Raw genomic sequence first — 23,568 nt, 5'->3', positions numbered from 1 at the left:
GTTTTAAAAGAAATAGCTTTCGCCAAGGCGGAAGCTATTTCTTTACTGTATGGGCACAGCTGCTTTCTCTTACGACAAGTTTCGTTGGAACGACAATTTTTTTTGGAATTTCTCTTTTTGTCTGAATTTGTTCAACAAGCAACTCAACCGCTGTTTCTCCCATAAATTCGGTATAAACTTGCACAGTTGATAATGGAGGCTGAACAAACTTTGATGTAGGGAGATCGTTAAAGCCGACAACCGTTATTTCATTTGGCACATCAATTCCAGCTTCATGTAGCGCCCGCAACGCTCCAATCGCCATCGAATCGCTCGCGATAAAAAACGCAGTTGGACGATTTGGTAGCTGAAGCGCTTGTTTCATTAACATATATCCGTCTTCAGCAATAAAACGCCCGGTGAATACATACTCTGGAATGAACATCCCGCGCAAATATAAATATTCATAAAATGTACGTTCACGCTCATCTTGAATCAGTTGACCATCATCGACATATTCGCGTCCTCCAATGTAGCCAATGTACTTATGACCGAGATCAATTAAATATTGAAGAACACGAGCAGTCGCTTTCCGAAAATCGACAACGACGGAATCAAAGCGATCTTCATTAGGAGAGTAATCAACAAAAACAATATGTTTTGTGACTGACGTGAATAAGTCAATATTTTGTTTCCCAAACTTTCCAACAGCAATAATTCCATCTAAGCCTGTTAACCATTCTGATTCATACGAACCATCTTTCTTAAACAACTTGACAAGCTCAATTTGACGGTGAAAACATTCTTTTTCTACTCCGAGACGAATCGCCATATAGTATGGATCGTCAAGCTCTTGGGATTCCGAATACCAGTTGACAACGCCAAAACGCAACCTTTCTTTTGCACCAATTTGATTGCGTTCTCTAGGCGTTTTATAGTTCAGCTCTTGGGCAATTTCAAAAATGCGCTTTTTCGTTTCATCCGAGACGGATAACGTTGTATCGTAGTTTAGTACACGCGATACAGTGGCGACCGAAACCCCTGCTTTTTCGGCAATTTCTTTCAATGTAGCCATCGATGCCACCCCTTTATTTATGCTAAATTTTAACGATTTGACTATCGTACGGTTTGAGAATCAAATCGCGAAATTGTTTTTCTTGATCTGTATGATTGAGGACGAACATATACTCACCATCATCACATACACGTCGATATACTTCGACACCTTCGTCGCTTTCTACATGCCATATACGATGTTTTTGCACAATGTCTTTGGCGAGATCATCAAGAACATGGCGATCTATTCCTCCACCAATATAATAAACGTCCCCATCACCATATTCATTTTCTGTTATCGCGGCAAGTGGATAAAACGGGTCGTCATATCGATACAATACATTCGCTGTTGTTGGTTCAAGCAAATCTCGCCACACGGAGCACATCGCCTTCCTACCTTGCCATCGTCCTTCACCGATGATTGGAACATAACGATATGCGAGCGATTCGACTTCGTGAATATGCGCACCGACAAGGTCACTCACGTGCGCAGGTAATATATGTTTAAAATGAATGTTATTTTGTTTGTTTTTTAATCCTGTTCGGAAAGAAAAAATAATCGTTCCACCAGACCGAGCAAACGTTTTCAATTTTTCGGCTAATTGTTCGTCAATGATTTGTAATACAGGAACGATAAGTACTTTATATGTTGAAAAATCCCGTGAAACAGGAATGACGTCGATATTTGTATTTAAACGATAAAATGGCTCATATAACCGAAGAAGTTCTGTTGTAAAATCAAACGCTTTACTTTGCGGCTGAAAACGCCACGACCAAATGTTTTCGTAGTCATATAAAACAGCAATATCCGCTTGGATGGGTGAATGTAACACATGTTCAAATGTCGGAATATGCGAAAAAACAGATTGCGCTTCCTTATACTTTCTTCCGCGCACATTGCTATGATCTACAATTCCATAACAAAATTGTTCTGCTCCTCGATCCATTCCGCGCCAACTAAAATATAACATATTCGTACATCCGTGCGCGAACGCCTGATACGACCACATTTTTGCTTGATTCGGTCGCGGTAAATATCCGATCATCTCATGTCCTTGCGCTCCCATCAGTTCTTCAACAATCCAATAATTTTTCCCGAGCAATCCGCGATTGAAATCATGACTCATCGCAATCGCCGCAGGAGAAATTGGCTCATCTAGCCCGCCCCATACAGGATAGTTATCATAAGACACGAAGTCCATGTAACGCACATTTTCTTCATGATCAAACCACTTGTCGAAAAATCCCCCAGACACATTTGTCGTTACTTGCTGATGTGATCCTTTATGTTTTTTCACGATGTTTGTCATTTCATGAGCAAAACGATTAACTGAAAACGAACGAAAACGTGCCCAATCTAACTGCAAAGATGGATTATGCGTTGTGATGGTTTTTGTTGGCATTGGAATTTCCGAAAAATCGTTATACGTCTGTCCCCAAAAGATTGTTCCGTACGCTTCATTTAATGTGTCAATTTGCTTATATTTCTCTCGCAAAAATTGTTGAAACTCACGATGGCACTGCTCACAATAACACATATCGCTTCCTTCATGTCCGAATTCATTATCAATTTGCCAAGCAACGATCGCTTCCTCATCTTTGTAATGTTTAACAAGTTGTTCTGTTATATTGGCTGCATATGAGCGATATGTTTTCGAGTTAAAACAATATTGTCGTCGCCCTCCAAATACACGAGTACGTCCATATTCGTCTTTCGATAAAATATCTGGGTGTTTTTTTGCTAGCCAAGCTGGAAACGTTGCGGTCGGCGTACCAAACATGATCGAAAGTCCGTTTTCTTTCAACTTTTTAACCACTTCATCAAAAAACGAGAAGTCAACATTCCCTTCTGTTCGTTCCATTAAATGCCAAGAAAATTCTCCAATGCGAACGATGTTAGCCCCAAGCGCTTTAATTCCTTGAATATCTTCTTCAATCATTTCTTTTGGCCAATATTCTGGATAGTAGTCCACTCCTACATACATGTTTTCTCCTCCGTCTTTAGTTATTTCGTTCTTGAATATGACGAATAAACCGATGAAACGCTTCCTTTCCTTCTTCTGTTCGTTTGAATACGCCCGCATGTTCGAGCACTTGTTCGAATCGCTTTCCCACTTCTTCTTTTAATAATTCATGGACATCATCAATGACGGGGTTTCTTTCCATCATGTCTTGCACCCATTCCCAATGCTTCAATAATGCCGGTTCCCATTGTTCTTTTGGCGTTTTGTTTGTCATATATAACGCTACACTCTCTAATTCGTCCGCTAATCGACTAGGCAATACCGCTAATCCCATCACTTCAATTAAACCAATATTTTCCTTTTTAATATGATGCAACTCCTCATGCGGATGAAAAATACCGTACGGATGTTGCGCTGATGTTCGATTGTTTCTTAATACGATGTCCATCTCGTATAATTCCTCGCGTCTACGAGCAATGGGCGTAACTGTATTATGGGGTACACCATTTGTTTGTGCATATATATCTACTTGAGGATCGCTATACGTTTGCCATTCTTTATAAATGAGATCACTTACTTGTAACACATGTTGTTTTGCCCCGCGTACACGTATGACTGACATCGGCCAACGAATGATACTCATTTGTACGTTGGGGTAAGCTTGTAATGTAAACGTAAAATCAGCTGAAGCTTTTTCAATCGCAAATGTATATTGTCCACCTTGAAAATGATCGTGCGATAAAATCGATCCTCCTACAATAGGTAAATCTGCGTTTGAGCCGATAAAGTAATGAGGAAATTGATCGACAAAATCAAGCAACCGTTCAAATGTCCTTCTTTCCATTTTCATTGGTACATGCTTATCGCGAAGTACGATGCAATGCTCGTTGTAATAAACGTAAGGTGAATATTGAAAAAACCAACGTTCTCCACATAACTCAACAGGAATGATCCGATGGTTCGCTCGCGCAGGATGACGAATTGTTCCTGCGTACCCTTCATTTTCGATGCATAACAAGCAAGTAGGATAATGCTGCTCTTTTGTTTCTTTCATGCGCGCAATATCCCGAGGATCTTTTTCAGGTTTAGATAAGTTAATCGTAATATCCATATCTCCGTATTTCGTACGCGCTTTCCACCGTCTATTTTTCCTCACTCGGTCTACGCGAATGTAATTCGACGCTTGACTAAGCTCATAAAACCAAGTTGTTGCTTCCTGCTTATTGCTTTTGTATTTTTCATAAAATGTTTGAATGATCGTTGATGGACGCGCCACAAAACAATTCATAATCTCTGTGTCAAATAAATCACGATCTGTAACAGTTTTTCCGACAAAACGTCCATGTTCTTCAGCCCATTGGATAATACGTTGCAAGATGGAAACAAGTGGGCGGTCCGAGGAAGGTATCACATCAACTTGTTTCCATTCGTCCAATTTTAACAACGCCAATATACGATTGCGCGTATAAATGACGTCTTCTTTTTCAATTAAACGATGACGGAGCGCATATTGAATAAGTGCCTCAACTTCTTCATAAATGTTCACCATCATTTACACCTCTTCATATCCGTTCGGATTCGCTCGATGCCACTCCCACGCCGAAGCCACAATTTCCTCAATCGCTGTGTATCTCGGCTGCCAGCCGAGCTCGCGTTTCGCTTTTTCCGATGAAGCAACTAAACGGGCGGGATCTCCAGGGCGTCTCGGTACAATTTTTGTAGGAATCGGATGTCCTGTGACATGCCGTGCTGCTTCCACAACTTCTTTGACAGAAAACCCGTTACCATTTCCTAAATTGTATATGTCACTTTCTCCACCGTTTCTTAGTTTTTCTACCGCTAACATGTGGGCATCCACTAAATCTAACACATGAATGTAGTCACGAATGCACGTGCCGTCATGCGTGTCGTAATCATCTCCAAAAATATGAATCGCTTCTCGTTTTCCTAACGGCACTTGTAAAATAAGGGGAATTAAATGTGTTTCTGGACGATGATCTTCGCCAATCATCGTTCCGTACGCTCCAGCAACATTAAAATATCGTAAAGAAATGTAACGAATCCCGTATGCAACGTTCACCCATTTCATCATCTTTTCCATCGCTAGTTTCGTTTCACCGTATGGACTTTCAGGATTTGTCTCATCTTCTTCTTGAATTGGAATTTGTTTTGGTTCTCCATATACAGCGGCTGTTGATGAAAAAACAATTTGTTTTACACCATGTTCATTCATCACATCAAGCAACACTTCTGTACCATAAACATTGTTGTTGTAATAAGCTAACGGCTGTTTCACACTTTCGCCGACAAGCGAGTTGGCTGCAAAATGAATCACTGTATCTATTTCATGCTTTTTAAATATGTCGCTTAAAAAGTGACGATCACGAATATCTCCCTCGTAAAACAGCGCATCTGGGTGAACAGCTTTTCGATGTCCTGTTTGCAAATTGTCAACGACAACGACTTGTTCTCCTTTTTCAATGAAACGATATACCGCATGACTTCCAATGTAGCCTGCCCCACCACAAACAAGAATCATCGCAAACTCTCCCCTTCTTTTGTAAGCTGTTTGGCTCCGTCACCAATTTTGGCTACATAAAAACTAGGGGCATAACCGACTTCCATTTCATACATTCGACCAACTTCCTCGATAAACGATGGAATATGATCGTCCTTTACAATATTTACAGTACAACCACCAAACCCTGCCCCCGTCATACGCGCTCCTATTGTGCCTTTATGTTTCCATGCCGATTCAACGAGCGTATCTAGCTCTTTTCCTGTCACTTCATAATCATCACGCAACGATTCATGTGATTGGCGCATTAATTGTCCAAACGTATGCAAATCTCCCTGGCGCAAAACAACAGCTGCTTGCTTCGTCCGTTCATTTTCTGAAACTACATGCCGCACTCGTTTTTGTTCTATCGGTGACAGAACGTGTACATATTGGTGAAACTGCTCGATCGTTAAATCCCCGAGTGAATGGATACGTACGTAGTTCTGTAATTTTGCAAGCGCCTGTTCACATGTTGCGCGTCGCTCGTTATATGCTGAATCAGCTAAGCCGCGCTTTTTATTCGTATTGGCAATCACAATCGAATAATCTTCTAAAGAAAGGGGCAAATATTCGTATTGAAGCGTTTGGCAATCGAGTAGTAACGCATGCCCTGCTTTCCCCATTCCAACCGCAAATTGATCCATAATCCCGCAATTGACACCAATATATTCATTTTCGACTTTTTGACTAACTTTTACTAATTCCAACATCCCCATACGAAGTTGAAACAACTCGTTCAACATCACGGCGGTAGCGAGCTCAATCGACGCGGACGAAGACAATCCTGCCCCGTTTGGAATGTTGCCATAGTATAAGACGTCAATCCCATTTTGTGCATCTTTCGGTATAAGTGCTTGGATAATTCCCTTTGGATAATTCGCCCATCCATGGCGCTCGTCATATGCGAGTTCGTCTTTTGTCACAGAGACAATTCCATCTTCATGAAAGTTTTTAGAATAGAGCCGAATAACTCCATCATCATTTAACCGAGCAACTGCATACGTTCCGATATGCAATGAACAAGGAAGTACATATCCACCGTTATAATCAGTATGTTCACCGATTAAATTGACGCGACCAGGGGCGAAGAAAGTGAAAGTCTCTCTCTCACCTTGACCGAATAACTGAATAAAATCACGTACTAACTCATTCATTTGATTTCTCCTCCTCTACTGCCTTTAACACCACCAAACAAGATACATAATCCCCCATCATTCTCGTCTCCTTTGTCTTTATCGTTCCCATATAAAACGGTGGGAGGAAGAGACCGATATGCATCAGTTCATCACCATAAATGATTTGTGTTTTCCCTTCCATCATCACTTCGTACTTGCACTCTGCATCCAATCCTTTTAAGTATATCCTCATGAATGAAGGGTTTGGTTTTGCGATAAAACGGTAAAAAGCAACAATCGCTTCCCTTTTATCTTCCGAAACAACCATCCACGCAGCATCTGTTCCTTCAAACGGGCTTATTAAACGATAAAATGTGCCGTACTGCAAAAGCGATCGGTGTTTCTTAAAAAAAGAAATTTGCTCTTTTATTTGTTGCTTTTCTTCTGTAGTTAACACCGTAGCATCTAATTCGTAACCGAACGCTCCAAACATAGCCACATGCCATCTTGTCTGTAACGGTGTTACTCGTCCGGTTTGATGGTTAGGTACAGCGGATACATGTGCACCTATGGAACTAATGGGGTAAACGAACGTCGTTCCATATTGAATTTTGACGCGTTCGAATGCGTCTGTATTATCGCTTGCCCAACTTTGTTGCATATAATAAAGCATACCAGGGTCAAATCGATTTCCACCGCTAGCACAAGATTCAAATAAAACATGTGGAAATTTATTTATGAGCCGCTCGAGCAATTCATATAATCCAAGAATATAGCGATGCGCAACTTCCCCTTGTCTACTTGCTTCAAGTAGAGAAGATCCTATTTCTGTCATATTTCGGTTCATATCCCATTTCACATATGCGATATTTGCACTTTCTAACAAATGACTGATTGTATCGTACAAATAATCTCTCACATCTTTTCTTGTTAAATCGAGAATGTATTGATTTCTTCCGTGTGAAATCGCTGAACAATTTGGTGCCTTTAATACCCAATCGGGGTGACGCTCATATAATCTACTTTTTTCACATATCATTTCCGGCTCTATCCAAATACCAAACTGCAACCCTTTTTTGTTGATTCTCTCTGCTAAACAAGATAAGCCACTTGGAATTTTATTCAGATCTACAACCCAATCCCCTAGGGATGTCGTATCATCATTTCTTCCCTCAAACCATCCATCGTCTAAAACAAACAACTCAACGCCTAGCTCTTTTGCAGCATCAGCAATCGCTAACAATTTATCTTCATGAAATTGAAAATACGTTGCTTCCCAGTTGTTAATTAAAATAGGGCGCGGACGATGGCGCCAAGGTCCTCGAACAAGGTGAGAAGTATATAGACGGTGATACGTTTGACTCATTCCATTTAATCCGGCCGACGAATATACCATGACGACTTCAGGCGTTTGAAACGATTCATTTGGATACAAAATCCATCGAAAATCAAACGGATTTATGCCAATAAAAGCGCGTGCAACATCATAATGATCAACCTCAACTCCTGCGATAAAGTTTCCGCTATATACAAGACTAAAGCCGTACACATCTCCCGTATGTTCTGTTGCCTCGATACGTTTTAGAGCAAAAAAAGGATTATGCTGTGAACTACTTGTGCCACGTTTGCTATCAATAAACTGAACTCCTTTTTTCAACACTCGCGATGTGACATGACGCTCACGAATCCATGCTCCATCTAAATGAATCATCTCAAATTGCGCATCTGGATAATCAACAACGGCACTTAATATCCTCTCAATAGCGATCGGATGTTGCCCATCATTTGTTAAACGAACGCTTCGAGTAATCACACTTTCATGTTCAAAAACACTATATTGTAGCTGTAACTGTACGCGTGACGCTTTGTCATATAACGTAATAATAAGAGTCGTTGCATCATTCTCATCATCTACGTATGTTGCAGGAAGACCATCGAGCTTCGGTTTTCCTTTTATCACTTTGTATGATTGAAAAACAAAGCGAGTAATACGACTTCCATTTTCATGCCATATATGGAATGCTGGCTCCCGAAAATCTGTCGTCCCGTAAGATGGATATTCTTGTTTGATCACCTCAAGGGAAAACGTTTGATCTCCCTTATACAAAAATGTTGCATTTCCAATCGGTTCATTCGGCAATTGAAATAGATGAGAGAAATTTTCACGATGGTTGATTTTTTTCCCATAATACAAATGACCAAGTTGGCCGTTTTTCAACACACAAAAAATATAACTGCTCTCCTTCGTTTGAAGATGAAACTGTCGTAGCGACTCATTAATAAAGATAGGCATTTTACTTCACCGCGCTTCCCAACATACCCGAAATAAAATGTCTTTGTAATGATAAAAAGAAAACAATGATTGGAACAGTAGCTAACGTTACCCCCGCCATCACTTGCCCGTAATCGATACGTGATAAACCAAACAAACTAGAAAGTGCAACAGGGAACGTATACATATCGGTTGACGACACAGCAATTAAAGGCCATAAAAAGCTATTCCATTGATACATGAATAGAAAAATGGCTGTTGCTGCGAGTGCTGGTTTCATGGACGGCAATACGATACGAAAGAAAATGCGCCACTCTCCCGCCCCATCTATTCTTGCAGCTTCAATAAGAGCATTAGGGAATGCTAACATATTTTGTCTCATTAAGAAAATAGCAAATGGATATGCTAAATTCGGTAAAATGAGTGCTTTATACGTATTCAGCCACCCGAATGTAGCCATCATTTTAAATAAAGGTATAACAGTAGCGTGATATGGGATCATCATGGACAATAAAAAAATAGCAAAAATCGTGTCTCTTCCTTTAAATTCAAATTTCGCAAATGCATATGCAGCCATCGTGCAAATAAGTAAACTAAAAATCGTATACGTAAGAGAAACAAACAAAGAGTTAAACAACACTCGACCAATTCCGATAGATTCATCCAAATTTGTCACATTTTCAATGAGTTTTGTCCCTGGAACAAATGAAAGCTGCTTAGAAAAAAGCTTTCCACTCTCATTTGTGGCACCGATAAACGCCCAATAAAATGGAAATAGCGAAATGAGCGCTCCAATAGTCAACGTAATATATAAACTAATTTTTTTCATCGCTCATCCCCCGATACTTTAAATTGGATAAAACTTAAAATGGCAATTAAAACAACAATGACGTACGCAATGGTTGAAGCATATCCGAAATCGAAATAACGGAACCCTGTTTGATATAAGTACATTCCTATTGTTAACGTTTCGTCGCTTGGCCCACCTTTTGTAAGCGTATACGGTTCATCAAACAATTGAAGTGTTCCAATTGTTGATAAAATAGCTGTAAATAAAATGACCGGCTTTAACTGAGGAATAGTAATTGAAAAAAATTGCCTTACTTTACTTGCCCCATCTATACTCGCTGCTTCGTATAAATCTTCCGAAATATTTTGCAAAGCTGCTAAATAAATGACCATGTTATATCCAACCCAACGCCATGTCATGGCTAAAATAAGGGATACTTTCGCCCAGAACGGGTGAGATAGCCATGGGATCGAGCTGATTCCGATCCATTCTAGCAGTTGATTCATCAGCCCATCGTTCATTAACATAATTGAAAAAATGATTGAATACGCTACAAGCGATGTCACAGCTGGTAGAAAAAAAGATACACGAAACATCGCTTTCCATTTTAAAAGTGAAGAATGAAGAAGGACGGCTAAAATAAGCGCTAAAAAAAGCATCATCGGAACTTGAACAGCTAAAATAATAAAGGTGTTTTTTAATGCTTTCAAAAAAATGTCATCGTTAAATAAACGCTTATAGTTTTCTAAACCGTTAAATGTCATCTCCCCGCCGGCACTTGTCTGAAAACTCATAACGAAAGAGTAACCGATCGGATAAAGCATAAAAATTGAAAACAAAATTACAGAAGGAGCAATGAAAATGTACGGCACAATTTTCTTTTTCCATACATGTTTTTTCATTTTTGTGTGCCCCTCGACTTTAGGTGTCATCGAGTTTACTTCCACCATTTTTGTACTCAAACCCCCTCTTCCTTTCCTTATTCACTTTTAAGTAGAAATGAGAGATTTAGCCATATCACTAAATCTCTCATTCATTTTTCAACATATCCGTATTTTAGTAAGTATTCATTTCTCGTTTTGTTCGATCTTTCAACCGTTTCGCTGCCTCTTCAAGCGCTTTCTTTGGATCTTTTCCATTGAATACGTCTGCCTGTGCCTTAATTGCTTCATCTAAAGCAACAGCATAATCGTTCGTATAATAAGCTGTTGGAATATCTTTCATTTCATTTGCGAATAACTCCCAAATTTTTTGACCTCCGAAAAATTGTACACCACTAGTAAATAATTCAGAGTCATATGCACTCGCTAATGATGGGAATAATCCATATTTCTCCATAGCCATTAACTGAATATCTTTCGTTGTTGAGAAAAATTCTAAAAACTTATATGCTTCATCGATATGTTTAGAAGAGGCAGGAATCATCCAACTACTACCACCTAAGTTAGCAGCACGATTACCTCCCTTTTCAAAAGCTGGAAGTAAAAACACTCCCCATTTGCCATTCGTATCTTTTGCCTGATCAACAATTGTTCCATAATACCATGCACCAAATGGAACCGTAGCGACAGAACCATCTACTGTTGCTGATACAACCCCATTCCATCCGTCAACGTCTTTAATGAGTCCAGCATCGTCAAATTTTTTCAACATCTCCATTGCTTCTACAGCTTTCGGATTTGTTAAATCGATTTTCCCATCTTGATCAAAGTAGTAAATACCACGTTGATTAAGCATCATACGAAAAATCGGATCGTCTTTAAATTTATCGAGAGGCATTGCAAATGCACCAGTCGCCTCTTTAATTTTTTTTGCTGCTGCCAAAAAGTCATCCCATGTTTCAATATCTTCTGCTTTTACCCCTGCTTTTTCAAACAAATCCGTACGGTAGAACATTCCTGTTGGACCCGCATCAAATGGCATTGCATAAAACTTTCCATCAACAGATGTTAAATCTTTTTTAAATGTCGGGAATACGTCTTTATATTGATCAAATCCTTTTTCTGATAAATTGACAAATCCTTTCGGAAATGCATTCACATAACCATGGATACGATCATCTTCTACAAGGACAATATCTGGAAGACCTGTTCCTCCTGCAGCTAAACCTGTAGATAGCTTATCATATACATCTAAACGTCCAATATCTTCTACTTTTAATTCAATGTTCGGGTTGCTTTTTTGAAACTCTTTCATCGCTTCATTTAAAGCACCAACGTTTACGTTCCAAGCCCAAGCTGTCAATACAATTTTTTCACTCGATCCTTCCCCTTTGTCGTCCGTCGATGATTGCTTGCCACTACAAGCTGCCAACATAACCGCTGAAGCTACGATGAGGACAAGCCATTTCCAATAACGTTTAAACATCCATTCTCCTCCCCTTTTCTCGATACGTTTTATGTAAGCGTTTTCGCCTACTAGTAAAAATTTTAGTAAACTTTTTTGTTTTAGTCAACAAAAATTTTCTGAAAAAAAAGTAAAAAACCGACCCTATTCGAGTCGGTTTTTTGTTAATCAAACGTAATTTCTTTCACTTTATCTTCATCAAGTCGTTTAATAACTTCGACTAATAGTTTTACTGTTTGTTCGTAGTCATCGCGATGAAGAAGTGCCGCATGGGAGTGAATGTAGCGCGTTGGGATAGAGATCGTTAACGCTGGAACGCCGCGCATCGTCATATGAATGGCACCGGCGTCTGTTCCACCGCCTGGCATCGCGTCAAAACGGTACGGGATGTTCATTTCTTCTGCTACGCTAATGACAAATTCACGTAATCCTTTATGAGAAACAAGTGTTGCATCGTATAAAACAATATGCGGTCCGCCGCCGAGTTTCCCCATGGCGTCTTTTTCAGATACACCTGGTGTGTCGCCAGCGATGCCGACATCTACTGCAAACGCAATATCTGGTTCAATCGCAAAAGCGGATGTTCGAGCCCCGCGCAAGCCTACTTCTTCTTGTACGGTTCCAACACCGTATACGACGTTTGGATGCTCAACATCTTTTAATTGTTTCAACACATCAATAGCAACTGCACAACCGATGCGGTTATCCCATGCTTTTGCAAGCAACATTTTTTCATTATTCATCACGGTAAATTCAAAATACGGAACGATCGCATCACCCGGACGTACACCCCATTCGATCGCTTCATCACGGCTCGAAGCCCCGATGTCGATAAACATATCCTTGATTTCTACCGGCTTCCTTCTTGCTTCAGCAGGTAAAATATGTGGCGGTTTTGAACCGATGACGCCTGTAATATCACCTTTTTTTGTTACGATTGTCACTCGCTGAGCAAGCATCACTTGCCCCCACCAGCCTCCGAGCGGTTGGAAGCGAATAAAGCCTTTTTCATCGATTTGTGTCACCATAAAACCTACTTCATCTAAATGACCGGCAATCATCACTTTTGGTCCATTTTCTTTTCCTACTTTTTTTGCAATTAAGCTACCAAGACGATCCGTTGTCACTTCATCCGCATATGGAGCGATGTATGATTTCATTACTTCGCGTACTTCTCGTTCGTTCCCTGGAACGCCTTTCGCATCCGTTAACGCTTTCAACATCGTTAACGTTTCATCTAATTTTTTCACGTATGTCACTCCTCTCTATGTACAACACTCATTATACTAAACATTTTGACAGTTGTTAATAATTGTGACTTTGTCGCTCATGATTCACTTCGTTTTTTGCGACATACGCTCGTTCAATTTGTTCAGCATTGAATTGAAGCGCATGACCAAGCTGTGCATACGCATATACTAATCGACCGTATGCTTGTTCGTCCATCTTTTCGCGAAACGTCTGAACGGCTTCAAATACGTATAAAAACTGTTCAACAAGCGGTTTACTTTCTTGCACATGTGGCCATTGGATATGTTCATAAAGGGAAAGATCGAGCCCGAGCGATAAAATAAAATGAAGACCGTCGACATATTCCTCTAAAATCGTTTCGTCCGCCGCTTTCGGCTTTGAACTCCAAAATTTAAAACAGCGCGTTTCATTCGCGAGTTCTCCAATTTCAACAAGAAGAGCTAACAACTTACGTTCAATTAAACGTTCACCGCGCAATCCACGTTCTGTCTCAATTCGCTCATCTAATTGTCGTTGCATAGAAAATAATGTTTGTAAATTCATTTGTTCTCCCCCTCTTATAAAAAATGACCATCCCCTCAAGGGAGAATGGTCATTTCCTTATTACTTGTTTAAGTTTTCTTTTGCGATGTTTGCAAGTTGTGTGAATGCCGCAGCATCGTTTACCGCTAAATCAGCAAGCATTTTGCGGTTTACTTCGATTCCTGCAAGTTTTAATCCGTGCATTAAACGGCTATAAGAAAGACCGTTCATGCGCGCTGCTGCGTTAATGCGCGTAATCCAAAGTTTACGGAAGTCGCGTTTGCGTTGGCGACGGTCGCGATACGCGTACATTAACGATTTCATGACTTGTTGATTTGCTACTTTATATAAACGATGTTTCGAACCGAAATATCCTTTTGCAAGTTTAAGAATTTTTTTACGACGTCTGCGTGTGACTGTACCGCCTTTTACACGTGGCATAACATTTCCCTCCTAAAATTATTTTACGTTATCTAACAATTGACGAATGCGTTTGAAATCGCCTTTTGATACAAGTGTTGCTTTGCGAAGTTTACGTTTTTGCTTTTGTGTTTTGTTTGCGAATAAGTGGCTAGTGAATGCGTGTGAACGTTTTAATTGGCCTGTTCCTGTCTTTTTGAAACGCTTCGCTGAGCCTTTGTGAGTTTTCATTTTTGGCATAAGGTGTTCCTCCCTTTTGTTATTTGTCGTTTTTCGGTGCTAGCACTAAAAACATGCTGCGGCCGTCCATTTTTGGAGCCGTTTCAACCGTACCAATATCCGCGCACGCCTCAGCAAATCGATCAAGCACGCGCTGACCAATTTCTTTATGCGTAATCGCACGTCCTTTAAAGCGAATCGTCGCTTTTACTTTATCTCCTTTTTCAAGGAACTTCCGCGCGTTGCGCAATTTTGTGTTGAAGTCATGTTCTTCGATCGTTGGGCTTAAACGAATTTCTTTCACGTTGATTACTTTCTGCTTTTTGCGCGCTTCTTTTTCTTTCTTTTGTTGCTCAAAACGGAATTTGCCATAGTCCATAATGCGACATACTGGCGGTTTCGCATTTGGTGCAACCATCACTAAGTCCAAATTTAAACGCGCCGCAATTTCTAACGCTTCTTGTTTCGTCTTAATCCCAAGTTGTTCGCCGTTTGGATCGACTAAACGAACTTCACGTGCCCGAATGTTTTCATTAATAATAAAATCTTTGCTAATAACTAGCCACCTCCACGGTTTTTTCAAACTTGTTTGCTCAAGCAGAACGCACATAACAAAAAACGTGTGGGCATAATACACCCACACGTCTCGCTGACAACATTTGTTTTGTCATAAACCTGTTAACAGCCATATGGCGTCGATCAGGTGAGAAGCGGGTGCTTCTGCTTGTTTCAAACAAGTATTTATTTTTACTCTAACATATATACCATAAACGGAAATACATTGTCAACTGATGTCAATTCATCACAACAAATAAAACTATAACAAACATGAAGAAAAAATGCAACTATATTATTTACGCACTTCTTTTTGAATGAGATCGACAAACGCATGGAGCGGCATCGTTTCGCTCTTTTGTTCCCCATATTTTCGCACGTTTACTGCTCTTTCACTCACTTCATTATCCCCGACAACGAGCATGTACGGAATTTTTTGCATTTGTGCTTCACGAATTTTATAACCGATTTTTTCTTCACGCTCATCGACTTCAACGCGAATGCCTGCCGCTTGTAACGCATGTTTTACTTCATACGCATAGTCCATATGGACAGATGGAGCGACTGGAATCACTTGCACTTGTACAGGTGCTAACCATGTTGGGAACGCCCCTTTATACTCTTCAATTAAGAAAGCGACGAAGCGTTCCATCGTCGATACGACACCACGATGGATGACGACTGGACGATGCGGTTTTCCATCCTCCCCAATATATGTTAAATCAAAACGTTCTGGCAGTAAAAAGTCTAATTGCACAGTAGACAATGTTTCGTCTTTTCCGAGCGCTGTACGCACTTGAACGTCTAATTTCGGACCGTAAAACGCTGCTTCCCCTTCCGCTTCATAATAGTCAAGTCCGAGCTCGTCCATTGCCTCTTTTAACATGCTTTGTGCTTTTTCCCACATCGCATCGTCATCATAATATTTTTCTTTATCTTGTGGATCACGATACGACAGACGGAATGAATAATCTGTTAAACCGAAGTCTTTATATACGTCTAAAATTAAATTGACGACGCGCTTAAACTCGTCTTTAATTTGATCTGGGCGCACGAAAATATGTGCATCATTTAACGTCATGCCACGCACACGTTGCAAACCTGTAAGCGCTCCAGACATTTCATAACGGTGCATCGTACCGAGCTCTGCGATGCGAATTGGCAACTCGCGATAGCTATGAATTTTATGTTTATACACCATCATATGATGTGGACAGTTCATCGGGCGTAACACAAGCTGTTCATTATCCATTTCCATTGGTGGAAACATGCCATCCTTATAGTGATCCCAATGACCAGACGTTTTATATAACTCAACGCTACCTAGCACTGGTGTATATACGTGTTGATATCCAAGAGACAGCTCTTTATCGACGATATAACGCTCAATTGTTCGGCGAATCGTTGCACCTTTTGGAAGCCAAAGTGGTAATCCTTGTCCGACCTTTTGCGATGTCATAAATAAGTCGAGTTCTTTTCCAAGCTTACGGTGATCGCGTTCTTTCGCTTCTTGTAAAAGGCGTAAATATTCGTCTAAATCTTCTTTTTTGAAAAAGGCTGTTCCGTAAATGCGTTGTAACATTTTGTTTTTGCTGTCGCCACGCCAGTACGCACCCGCCACACTTAACAGTTTAAACTCTTTAATTTTTCCTGTTGATGGCACGTGCACCCCGCGACAAAGGTCGAAAAATTCTCCTTGTTCGTAAATGGAGACAACTTCTCCTTCTGGAATGTCGTGAATGAGTTCAATTTTTAAATGATCTCCAATTTCTTCATAGCGACGAATCGCTTCTTCACGACTTACTTCTTTACGAATGATGTCTAAGTTTTCTTTTACAATTTTTTTCATTTCTTGTTCAATTTTCGGTAAGTCTTCTGCTGTAATTGGCACATCAACATCAATATCATAGTAAAAACCGTTTTCAATAACAGGACCAACACCAAGCTTTACATCTTTATATAGTCGTTTCACCGCTTGCGCCATTAAGTGCGCTGTACTATGACGCAAAATATCAAGCGCCTCTGGCATATCTTGTGTAATAATCGAAAGCGCGCCATCTTCTTCAATTGGTGTACGCAAATCAATCATGCGATCGTTCAGCTTCCCAGCAATTGCCTTTTTCTTCAAGCCTGGACTAATTGACGCTGCAATGTCTTCTGTTGTCACTCCTTTCGGAAACTCCTTTACTGCTCCATCTGGAAATGTGATTTTTACTACATCCACCAAAGCTATTCACTCCTTTTTTAAAAATAAAAAAACTCGTCCCAAAAACGAGGGACGAGTTGGCTTCGTGGTTCCACCCTTCTTCCCGTTTATACAAATATCAAACGAGCGTATAAACGGCTTCATTTCGATAACGGCGCAAACCGTCAGCAATTACTAAACGGGGCATCGTCCCATTGTTCACTGCTGAAGTTTAGAGGTGGTAAGTGCATCTTTCGTGTTAGGAAGGTTTCAGCCTATGCCTTCCCTCTCTGTGAACCGTAAACATACACCCATGTCCTCATCATCACTTTTGACCTTATTCATTATGTATGTCATTATAAGCATATTTTTTTGGAAAATCAAGAGGTGTTCGAAGCTCCATTCGCTCTTGAAACACATTTTGAATCGTTTGAATCATTCCCACATCTGTGACATCTGTATACATATATATTTTTTCCGGCGCCATCGATACGAGCGGAGCTAATACAGATGTATCAATGTACATCGGCTGGCTCACCATGATTCGTCGATCGATGAACTGCTTTAGTTGTTGCGGTGACAAGTACAGAAATTGACCATCAAAAAATTGAAACGTTTCATTCTCATATACTACATGAAGCACGTTCATTTTCGGCTGACGTGATGCAACAATTTCGCGCAACATATGAACAAACGCTTGATATTCTTGTTCTAGTTTGTATTCGTCAATGGCTAATTCAACGTAATGCATCAATCGATCATAATACGGCTTTAACCGAAAAGTCATAAGCGACTCGAACGAAAATACACCTTCATGTAAACATTCATGTAGCGATTGAGCAATTAATTGCTCGCGCGGCATAATCAATTTTTTTCCGAGACGATAGTCGTACCTTTCTCCATCAATAAACGAGTAAGTCAGCTGTAAAATTTGTTGTTGTTCTTCTTCATTTTCATAAAAGAACGTACGAGAAATAATTGATAAAATCCAACGTGCTTCAAACGCTTGAATGATGCATGAAGTAAAAATCGGAATGAACAACGCGCGCATATGTGCAACGTTCGATTCATGAAAGAAAACAGTAATCGTCCTGTCGTCGTAAAGCAATTTTCCATATGGTTGTGGCTCTTTACTTAATTCTGAAAATAGTCGTTGTGCATCTTGTCCATCTTGAAATACGATATAAATCAACGGTGCCCCCCCTTTTCCAAAAACATGCTTGTTTTATATATATGGGGAACACCGTCTGTTTATCACATTTCGATTCGTCGATTTTTTCCTTTCATCTCGATCGGAGTAGCTAAATAAACAATTCGCTCAATAATTCGCGCCGCTTTCACCTGTTCTTCTTCACCTCGTTGTGAGTGAGCTAAGTGATGGGTAAGACGTTTCAAATCAAAGTTCGATGTAAAGCATGTCGGCAAATGCTCAAGCATACGATATTGTAAAATCGGACCGAGCACCTCGTCGCGCCACCAGCTTGACATTAGTTCTGCCCCTAAATCATCGAGCATAAGAACAGGAACTTGTTTTGCATATTCAATCGTATCTTGAAACGCGTCCGTTTGAAGCGATGACTTTAATGAACGCACAAATTCCGGCACGTACACAAGAAATGAAGCGATATGTCTTTGAGCTAACTCATTTGCCATCGCTGCTAACAAATATGTTTTTCCAACGCCAAAAGAACCGTATAAATATAATCCTTTCGTTCGTTTACCTACTTCATATGTTGAAGCAAACGTGTTCGCAAGTTCGATCGCTTCAATTCGTCCAAGATCGTCCGTCTCTAATTGATCAAATGATGCTTGTAACATGTCACGCGGGATAAACAAACTGCGAATGAGCGACTGTTGTTTTTTTCGTTCATCGTCTTGTACTTTGCGAGCACAGCGCTCGTATTGTACATCAATGTTTTTCCCTTGCCAAATTAAATGAGGTGTGTATCCTTTCAGCAAATTCGGACATTGTTCTAAACTTGGACAACGTTCACAATGCTTACTTTGTTGCACAAACTCATACAATTTTCCGAGATGTCGATTCAACATCGCATCCGTCACATCATGATCACGTAAAAACGATTGAACGTGTGGATCGTTTAAAATATCGCGCTTCATCGCCTCATATCGCTCTTTAAAATCATGACGATTCATTAAATGATGGATCGTTTCCCGAATTGGTTTCATCATTTATCCCCTAACTTTTCGGCTTTTTCAACCGTTCTTCCAACTCGCGCCGTTTTTGTTCTAGCTCTTCTTCCGATTTCACTTGTTTTCGCTCAAATTGTGAGTAATCTGTTTGTAACCAATCTGGCAATAGCTCAGTACGAATCGGCTTTTTCGAACCTTTTTTCTCTTTTTCTTTTATAAATGTTTCGTATTCACGCGCTTCCTTTTTCGCTAATTCCATCGCTTGCTTCACTGTGCGCACTTTTTTTCGCGCCCATGAACTAGCGATCTTTTCTACATATTTTTTCGGAAGCTTCATATCTGTACGCAACATGACGTAATAAATAAGCACATTCATAACACCTGGTGGCAATTTTTGTTTAAACATAATCTCTTCAATGAGCTGCAAGTCTGCTAGCGCTGGCTCAACGCCACCAGAGAAGTCCATAAGTAGTTGTCTCGGTGAAACGGTTTCGAGCTGTTTCATTAAATATTCTTCTTCGTTTTTTGGCTCGACATGCGCCATCGTGCGCTCCTCTAACGGCTGCACACGATCATATAGACGCGGAAGCGACTCACCACGTTCAAATTGATACCATTCTTGTGCTGCTTTTCTTAATGCTTCGATATCAATTTGTTCTGCCGGATCGATAACGCTCATCACAATTTTTTGCATGTCCAGCGGGCCAATGCCATATAAGAAGGCTAGCTTTTTGATCGCATCTTTCACTTTTTCAGTAATCGCACGACGTGGGACGAGATGATGGGACAGTCCTGCATAAAATGTGTCAAAATCAAATATATCATCTCGCATCGTATACATCGCTTGTTCTTTTCCAATATACTGATGTCCGTCTTGCAACATGACTTCTTGTTTCGCTTCGTCGCTTAACTTATGAATCATTTTTTCAGGTTGGATCGATGAAAATACATCGTGAAATGAGCGAGTAACGGGTACGAAAGAAGTGCGATCGATGGCACGATCAGAAAAAAACTTTTTCAACTTTTGAAATTTTGTTTTTCCGACACGATCATATAAAAATACGTTTAAAACACCATCAGTAAAAAATTGTTCTGGTGTAAGAGGGAGGCAAAGTTCATAAATAAATACGCGTTCATCATTTTCATTTGTGCGCTTCACATACGTATTCAACAGCCCAATGCCCTCAAGCTTTAAACGTTCAGCATATATCGTTGGCAAACTGCATTGCATAATTGCCATTAAACTATGGTGTGTTGTCTCCTCGCTCCATAAGCGTGCTTGCTCCAGTTCACTCCATAACGTCATATATAAGCTGTACGCTTGAGCCCCGATTAAAGGTTGATATAAAAGCGTCAATACTTTTCGGTCTAGTTCGCTTAAAACCCCATTCGCATGCACAATATATCGGTCGACGGCAATTAATTCTTTCCAACTATACTCCATATTATCGACCTTCTTCATATGAAAAAGAGCACATTATGCCCTTTCTCCTTGTTCTTTTTTAATAAGTTCTTTTAATTCCTCGATAAAGACATTTAAATCTTTAAATTGACGGTATACAGAAGCAAAACGAACATAAGCGACTTCATCAATTTTCGATAACCGTTCCATGACCATTTCTCCAATTGTTTCGCTTTTCACTTCATTTATACCGCTATTGCGCAGCTCTCGTTCAATTTGTTGCGTCACTTCCTCTAGCTGTTCAAGCGCAACCGGACGTTTTTCACACGCTTTAATGAGCCCTCGTAATATTTTTTCACGACTAAATTCTTCTCTCGTTCCTTCTTTCTTCACAACAATTAACGGCGTCTCTTCAATCCGTTCAAACGTTGTGAACCGAAAATGACAACGTTCACATTCACGCCGACGGCGAATGGAACGCCCTTCATCAACCGGACGCGAGTCGAGCACGCGCGTTCCATTGTGGTGACACGACGGGCATTTCATATGTATCAGCTCCCTAGCAGTAATCTTACCCTTATAGTAGACAAAAAAAGGCGTATATACAACTATTTATCGCCATATATTCCTGATCCGATATATGTGAATCGTTTAGCTAATTGATCGTATAAACGAATAATAAGTTGGCGACTAAATCCAAAATCAATCGGCAACCATGTTGTTTCTGTCGTTACTGAAAAATCAACGGCTGTTTCAAATGGGCGAACAGAAACGATTGTCGCAACAATAAATGCTTTTTTTCCTTTCGTGAGTGATACGCTTATTTCTCCGTGTTCTGCTGAAATCGCCACAATGCGACATCCATCCATTTGTTCAAATATTTCTTTTACCGCTTGTAATGCAGCAGACTGTGTTGTTTTATAATAGCGACTTTTTAGTTGTTCATCCGGGTGACGTTCAGATGTTTCATTATGATTTGTTAATACGTATTTCCATTTCACCGTTCGTCTCCTCGCTTTTCAATGAATGATAAAAAGAGGTGCAGAATCTACACCTCTTTTTCTCTTACATTTTATTATAAAGCTTTTGCTTGTTTAATTTCAATTGGGCCCATACCACGAGGCAATTCAATTGTTTCACGCGTTTGCGCACCTAATGCTTCTGCAATATAGTCAGCTGCAATCGTTGGATCTAGATGTCCACATGTGTAAACATCGATGCTCGCATAACCATGTTCTGGAAAACTATGAATAGTTAAATGTGATTCAGAAATGATAACAACACCGCTAACGCCTTGTGGTGCAAATTTATGAAACGCAACTTCACGAATTTCAGCACCAGACTTCAATGCTGCATCAACAAATGTTTTTTCAATAAACTCCATGTCATTCAACTTATCAAAATCGCATCCCCAAAGTTCTGAGATAACGTGACGACCCATTGTATCCATGATCGTATCCCCCTTTTATGAATTTTAAAAAAATAAACGATGAATTTCTTTTGCTTTCTGGAATGTACAACTACCACGGGGGAAAGTTAGTCCAAAGAGGTCCTAACCCTTTAAGTAGTCACATTACCACGCGTTCAAGAAGTTCACGAAAAATAGTATACTTCGTTTATATCTTTTTTTCAATATCGTTTTTTATTTTTTTATAAAATGGGTAAAAAAATAACGCTGGAACCCCCAGCGTTATGACATCGTAACCGTTTCATTTTTTAACAACTGTTTCGCAACAAGCTTTGTTAAGTCGACAACGCGACATGAATAGCCCCATTCATTATCATACCATGCTAATACTTTTACTTTTCGATTTTCGATGACCATTGTCGATAATCCATCAACAATAGCAGAATGTGGATTTGTATTAAAATCAATTGACACAAGTGGTTCCATCGTCACGTCTAAAATACCTTTTAGTGATCCACGCGCAGCCTGCATAAACGTTTCATTCACTTCATCGACGGTGACGTCTTTTTTCACATCGACAACGACGTCAACAAGTGAAACGTTTGGTGTTGGAACGCGCAACGCCATACCATGCATTTTCCCCTTTAGATGTGGTAATACAAGCGCTAACGCTTTCGCCGCACCTGTTGTTGTCGGAATGATCGATTGTGCGCATGAACGTGCACGACGTAAATCTTTATGCGGATTGTCAATATTTTTTTGGTCGTTCGTATATGCATGGACAGTTGTCATGAGTCCATTTTCAATCCCAAATGCTTCATCAAGCACTTTCACAACAGGCGCCAAACAGTTTGTTGTACACGAAGCATTTGAAATGATGACGTGCTCTGGAGAAAGCATATGTTCATTGACTCCCATAACAATCGTTACATCTTCATCTTTTCCAGGTGCAGTTAAAATGACGCGCTTTGCTCCTGCTTCGACGTGCATCATAGCTTTTTCTTTTGCATTAAACTTTCCGGTTGCTTCTATAACGATATCGATTTGAAGCTCCCCCCATGGCAGTGCTCGTGGATCACGTGAATTTAATAATTGTACTTTTTTTCCGTTCACAATTAAGCCGTCTTCAACTGGAATGACGTCCCCATCAAATTTACCGTGATTTGAATCATATTTTATTAAATGAGCTAACGTTTCAGGCGGATAGCTCGCATTAATCGCTACAATGTCAACATCATGTTCCATAATAGCTTTTCGGAACACCATACGTCCAATGCGTCCGAATCCGTTAATTGCTACTCTCGCTTTCATTATATAGCCCCTTTCGATATATGTGTTATACTATTTATCTGTTATATACAAAAATAGTATAA

General features: G+C 40.0%; 22 protein-coding genes and 1 other annotated feature. All 22 genes read right to left on the bottom strand.

Going from position 1 to position 23,568, the window contains the following annotated elements; all coding sequences use genetic code 11:
* Nucleotides 1–34: 34 nt before the first annotated feature.
* A complete protein-coding gene (locus HNR43_RS05895; RefSeq protein WP_183242104.1) occupies nt 35–1,054 on the bottom strand; it encodes a LacI family DNA-binding transcriptional regulator in 1,020 nt (339 codons plus the stop codon).
* Between the two features lie 22 nt (nt 1,055–1,076).
* Entirely contained in the window at nt 1,077–3,020 is a 1,944-nt protein-coding gene (locus tag HNR43_RS05890; RefSeq protein WP_183242102.1) for a beta-galactosidase, read from the bottom strand.
* A gap of 16 nt (nt 3,021–3,036) precedes the next feature.
* On the bottom strand, nt 3,037–4,548 hold the full coding sequence (galT, locus tag HNR43_RS05885) for a UDP-glucose--hexose-1-phosphate uridylyltransferase (protein ID WP_183242100.1): 1,512 nt from the start codon (nt 4,546–4,548) through the stop codon (nt 3,037–3,039).
* Nucleotides 4,549–4,551: 3 nt separating this feature from the next.
* Nucleotides 4,552–5,538 (bottom strand): UDP-glucose 4-epimerase GalE, encoded by a 987-nt coding sequence (gene galE / locus HNR43_RS05880; RefSeq protein WP_183242097.1) that lies wholly within the window; start codon nt 5,536–5,538, stop codon nt 4,552–4,554.
* Nucleotides 5,535–6,713 (bottom strand): galactokinase, encoded by a 1,179-nt coding sequence (locus HNR43_RS05875; protein WP_183242095.1) that lies wholly within the window; start codon nt 6,711–6,713, stop codon nt 5,535–5,537. The genes galE and HNR43_RS05875 overlap by 4 nt, the downstream gene beginning before the upstream one ends.
* Nucleotides 6,706–8,967: an alpha-galactosidase gene (locus HNR43_RS05870; RefSeq protein WP_183242093.1), complete on the bottom strand. Its 2,262-nt coding sequence runs from the start codon at nt 8,965–8,967 to the stop codon at nt 6,706–6,708. The genes HNR43_RS05875 and HNR43_RS05870 overlap by 8 nt, the downstream gene beginning before the upstream one ends.
* 1 nt (nt 8,968) lies before the next feature.
* Nucleotides 8,969–9,775, bottom strand: coding sequence for a carbohydrate ABC transporter permease (locus tag HNR43_RS05865; RefSeq protein ID WP_183242091.1), 807 nt, complete (start codon nt 9,773–9,775; stop codon nt 8,969–8,971).
* Nucleotides 9,772–10,638 carry a carbohydrate ABC transporter permease gene (locus tag HNR43_RS05860; protein ID WP_183242089.1) on the bottom strand — a complete coding sequence of 289 codons (867 nt, stop codon included), beginning with the start codon at nt 10,636–10,638 and terminating at the stop codon, nt 9,772–9,774. The genes HNR43_RS05865 and HNR43_RS05860 overlap by 4 nt, the downstream gene beginning before the upstream one ends.
* 154 nt (nt 10,639–10,792) lie before the next feature.
* A complete protein-coding gene (locus HNR43_RS05855) occupies nt 10,793–12,103 on the bottom strand; it encodes an ABC transporter substrate-binding protein (protein ID WP_183242087.1) in 1,311 nt (436 codons plus the stop codon).
* Between the two features lie 143 nt (nt 12,104–12,246).
* Entirely contained in the window at nt 12,247–13,332 is a 1,086-nt protein-coding gene (locus HNR43_RS05850) for a M20/M25/M40 family metallo-hydrolase (RefSeq protein WP_183242085.1), read from the bottom strand.
* Nucleotides 13,333–13,387: 55 nt separating this feature from the next.
* Complete coding sequence (locus HNR43_RS05845) at nt 13,388–13,876, bottom strand: dUTP diphosphatase (RefSeq protein WP_183242083.1); 489 nt, start codon at nt 13,874–13,876, stop codon at nt 13,388–13,390.
* 60 nt (nt 13,877–13,936) lie between these two features.
* Complete coding sequence (gene rplT, locus HNR43_RS05840) at nt 13,937–14,296, bottom strand: 50S ribosomal protein L20 (RefSeq protein WP_003397837.1); 360 nt, start codon at nt 14,294–14,296, stop codon at nt 13,937–13,939.
* Between the two features lie 18 nt (nt 14,297–14,314).
* A complete protein-coding gene (gene rpmI, locus HNR43_RS05835; protein WP_003397838.1) occupies nt 14,315–14,515 on the bottom strand; it encodes a 50S ribosomal protein L35 in 201 nt (66 codons plus the stop codon).
* A 19-nt stretch (nt 14,516–14,534) separates the two neighbouring features.
* On the bottom strand, nt 14,535–15,104 hold the full coding sequence (gene infC / locus HNR43_RS05830) for a translation initiation factor IF-3 (protein WP_183242141.1): 570 nt from the start codon (nt 15,102–15,104) through the stop codon (nt 14,535–14,537).
* Nucleotides 15,103–15,226, bottom strand: a sequence feature (ribosomal protein L20 leader region). It overlaps the preceding gene by 2 nt.
* Nucleotides 15,227–15,344: 118 nt before the next feature.
* On the bottom strand, nt 15,345–17,276 hold the full coding sequence (gene thrS, locus HNR43_RS05825) for a threonine--tRNA ligase (protein ID WP_183242081.1): 1,932 nt from the start codon (nt 17,274–17,276) through the stop codon (nt 15,345–15,347).
* A 295-nt stretch (nt 17,277–17,571) separates the two neighbouring features.
* Nucleotides 17,572–18,426 carry a putative sporulation protein YtxC gene (gene ytxC, locus HNR43_RS05820; RefSeq protein WP_183242079.1) on the bottom strand — a complete coding sequence of 285 codons (855 nt, stop codon included), beginning with the start codon at nt 18,424–18,426 and terminating at the stop codon, nt 17,572–17,574.
* 62 nt (nt 18,427–18,488) lie between these two features.
* Entirely contained in the window at nt 18,489–19,421 is a 933-nt protein-coding gene (dnaI, locus tag HNR43_RS05815) for a primosomal protein DnaI (protein ID WP_183242076.1), read from the bottom strand.
* 10 nt (nt 19,422–19,431) lie between these two features.
* Nucleotides 19,432–20,829, bottom strand: a complete 1,398-nt coding sequence (locus HNR43_RS05810) for a replication initiation and membrane attachment family protein (RefSeq protein WP_183242074.1) — start codon at nt 20,827–20,829, stop codon at nt 19,432–19,434.
* A 33-nt stretch (nt 20,830–20,862) separates the two neighbouring features.
* Nucleotides 20,863–21,333 (bottom strand): transcriptional regulator NrdR, encoded by a 471-nt coding sequence (gene nrdR / locus HNR43_RS05805; protein WP_032100345.1) that lies wholly within the window; start codon nt 21,331–21,333, stop codon nt 20,863–20,865.
* 62 nt (nt 21,334–21,395) lie between these two features.
* Nucleotides 21,396–21,788 (bottom strand): cytosolic protein, encoded by a 393-nt coding sequence (locus tag HNR43_RS05800; protein WP_183242071.1) that lies wholly within the window; start codon nt 21,786–21,788, stop codon nt 21,396–21,398.
* A gap of 74 nt (nt 21,789–21,862) precedes the next feature.
* Entirely contained in the window at nt 21,863–22,237 is a 375-nt protein-coding gene (gene speD / locus HNR43_RS05795) for an adenosylmethionine decarboxylase (RefSeq protein WP_012574217.1), read from the bottom strand.
* Nucleotides 22,238–22,477: 240 nt separating this feature from the next.
* Nucleotides 22,478–23,506, bottom strand: a complete 1,029-nt coding sequence (locus tag HNR43_RS05790; RefSeq protein WP_183242069.1) for a glyceraldehyde-3-phosphate dehydrogenase — start codon at nt 23,504–23,506, stop codon at nt 22,478–22,480.
* Nucleotides 23,507–23,568 lie beyond the last annotated feature (62 nt).

Origin of the sequence: Anoxybacillus mongoliensis (assembly GCF_014201515.1) — a bacterium.
Taxonomy (GTDB): Bacteria; Bacillota; Bacilli; order Bacillales; family Anoxybacillaceae; genus Anoxybacillus; species Anoxybacillus mongoliensis.
This window is presented reverse-complemented; position numbering and strand designations above follow the sequence as displayed.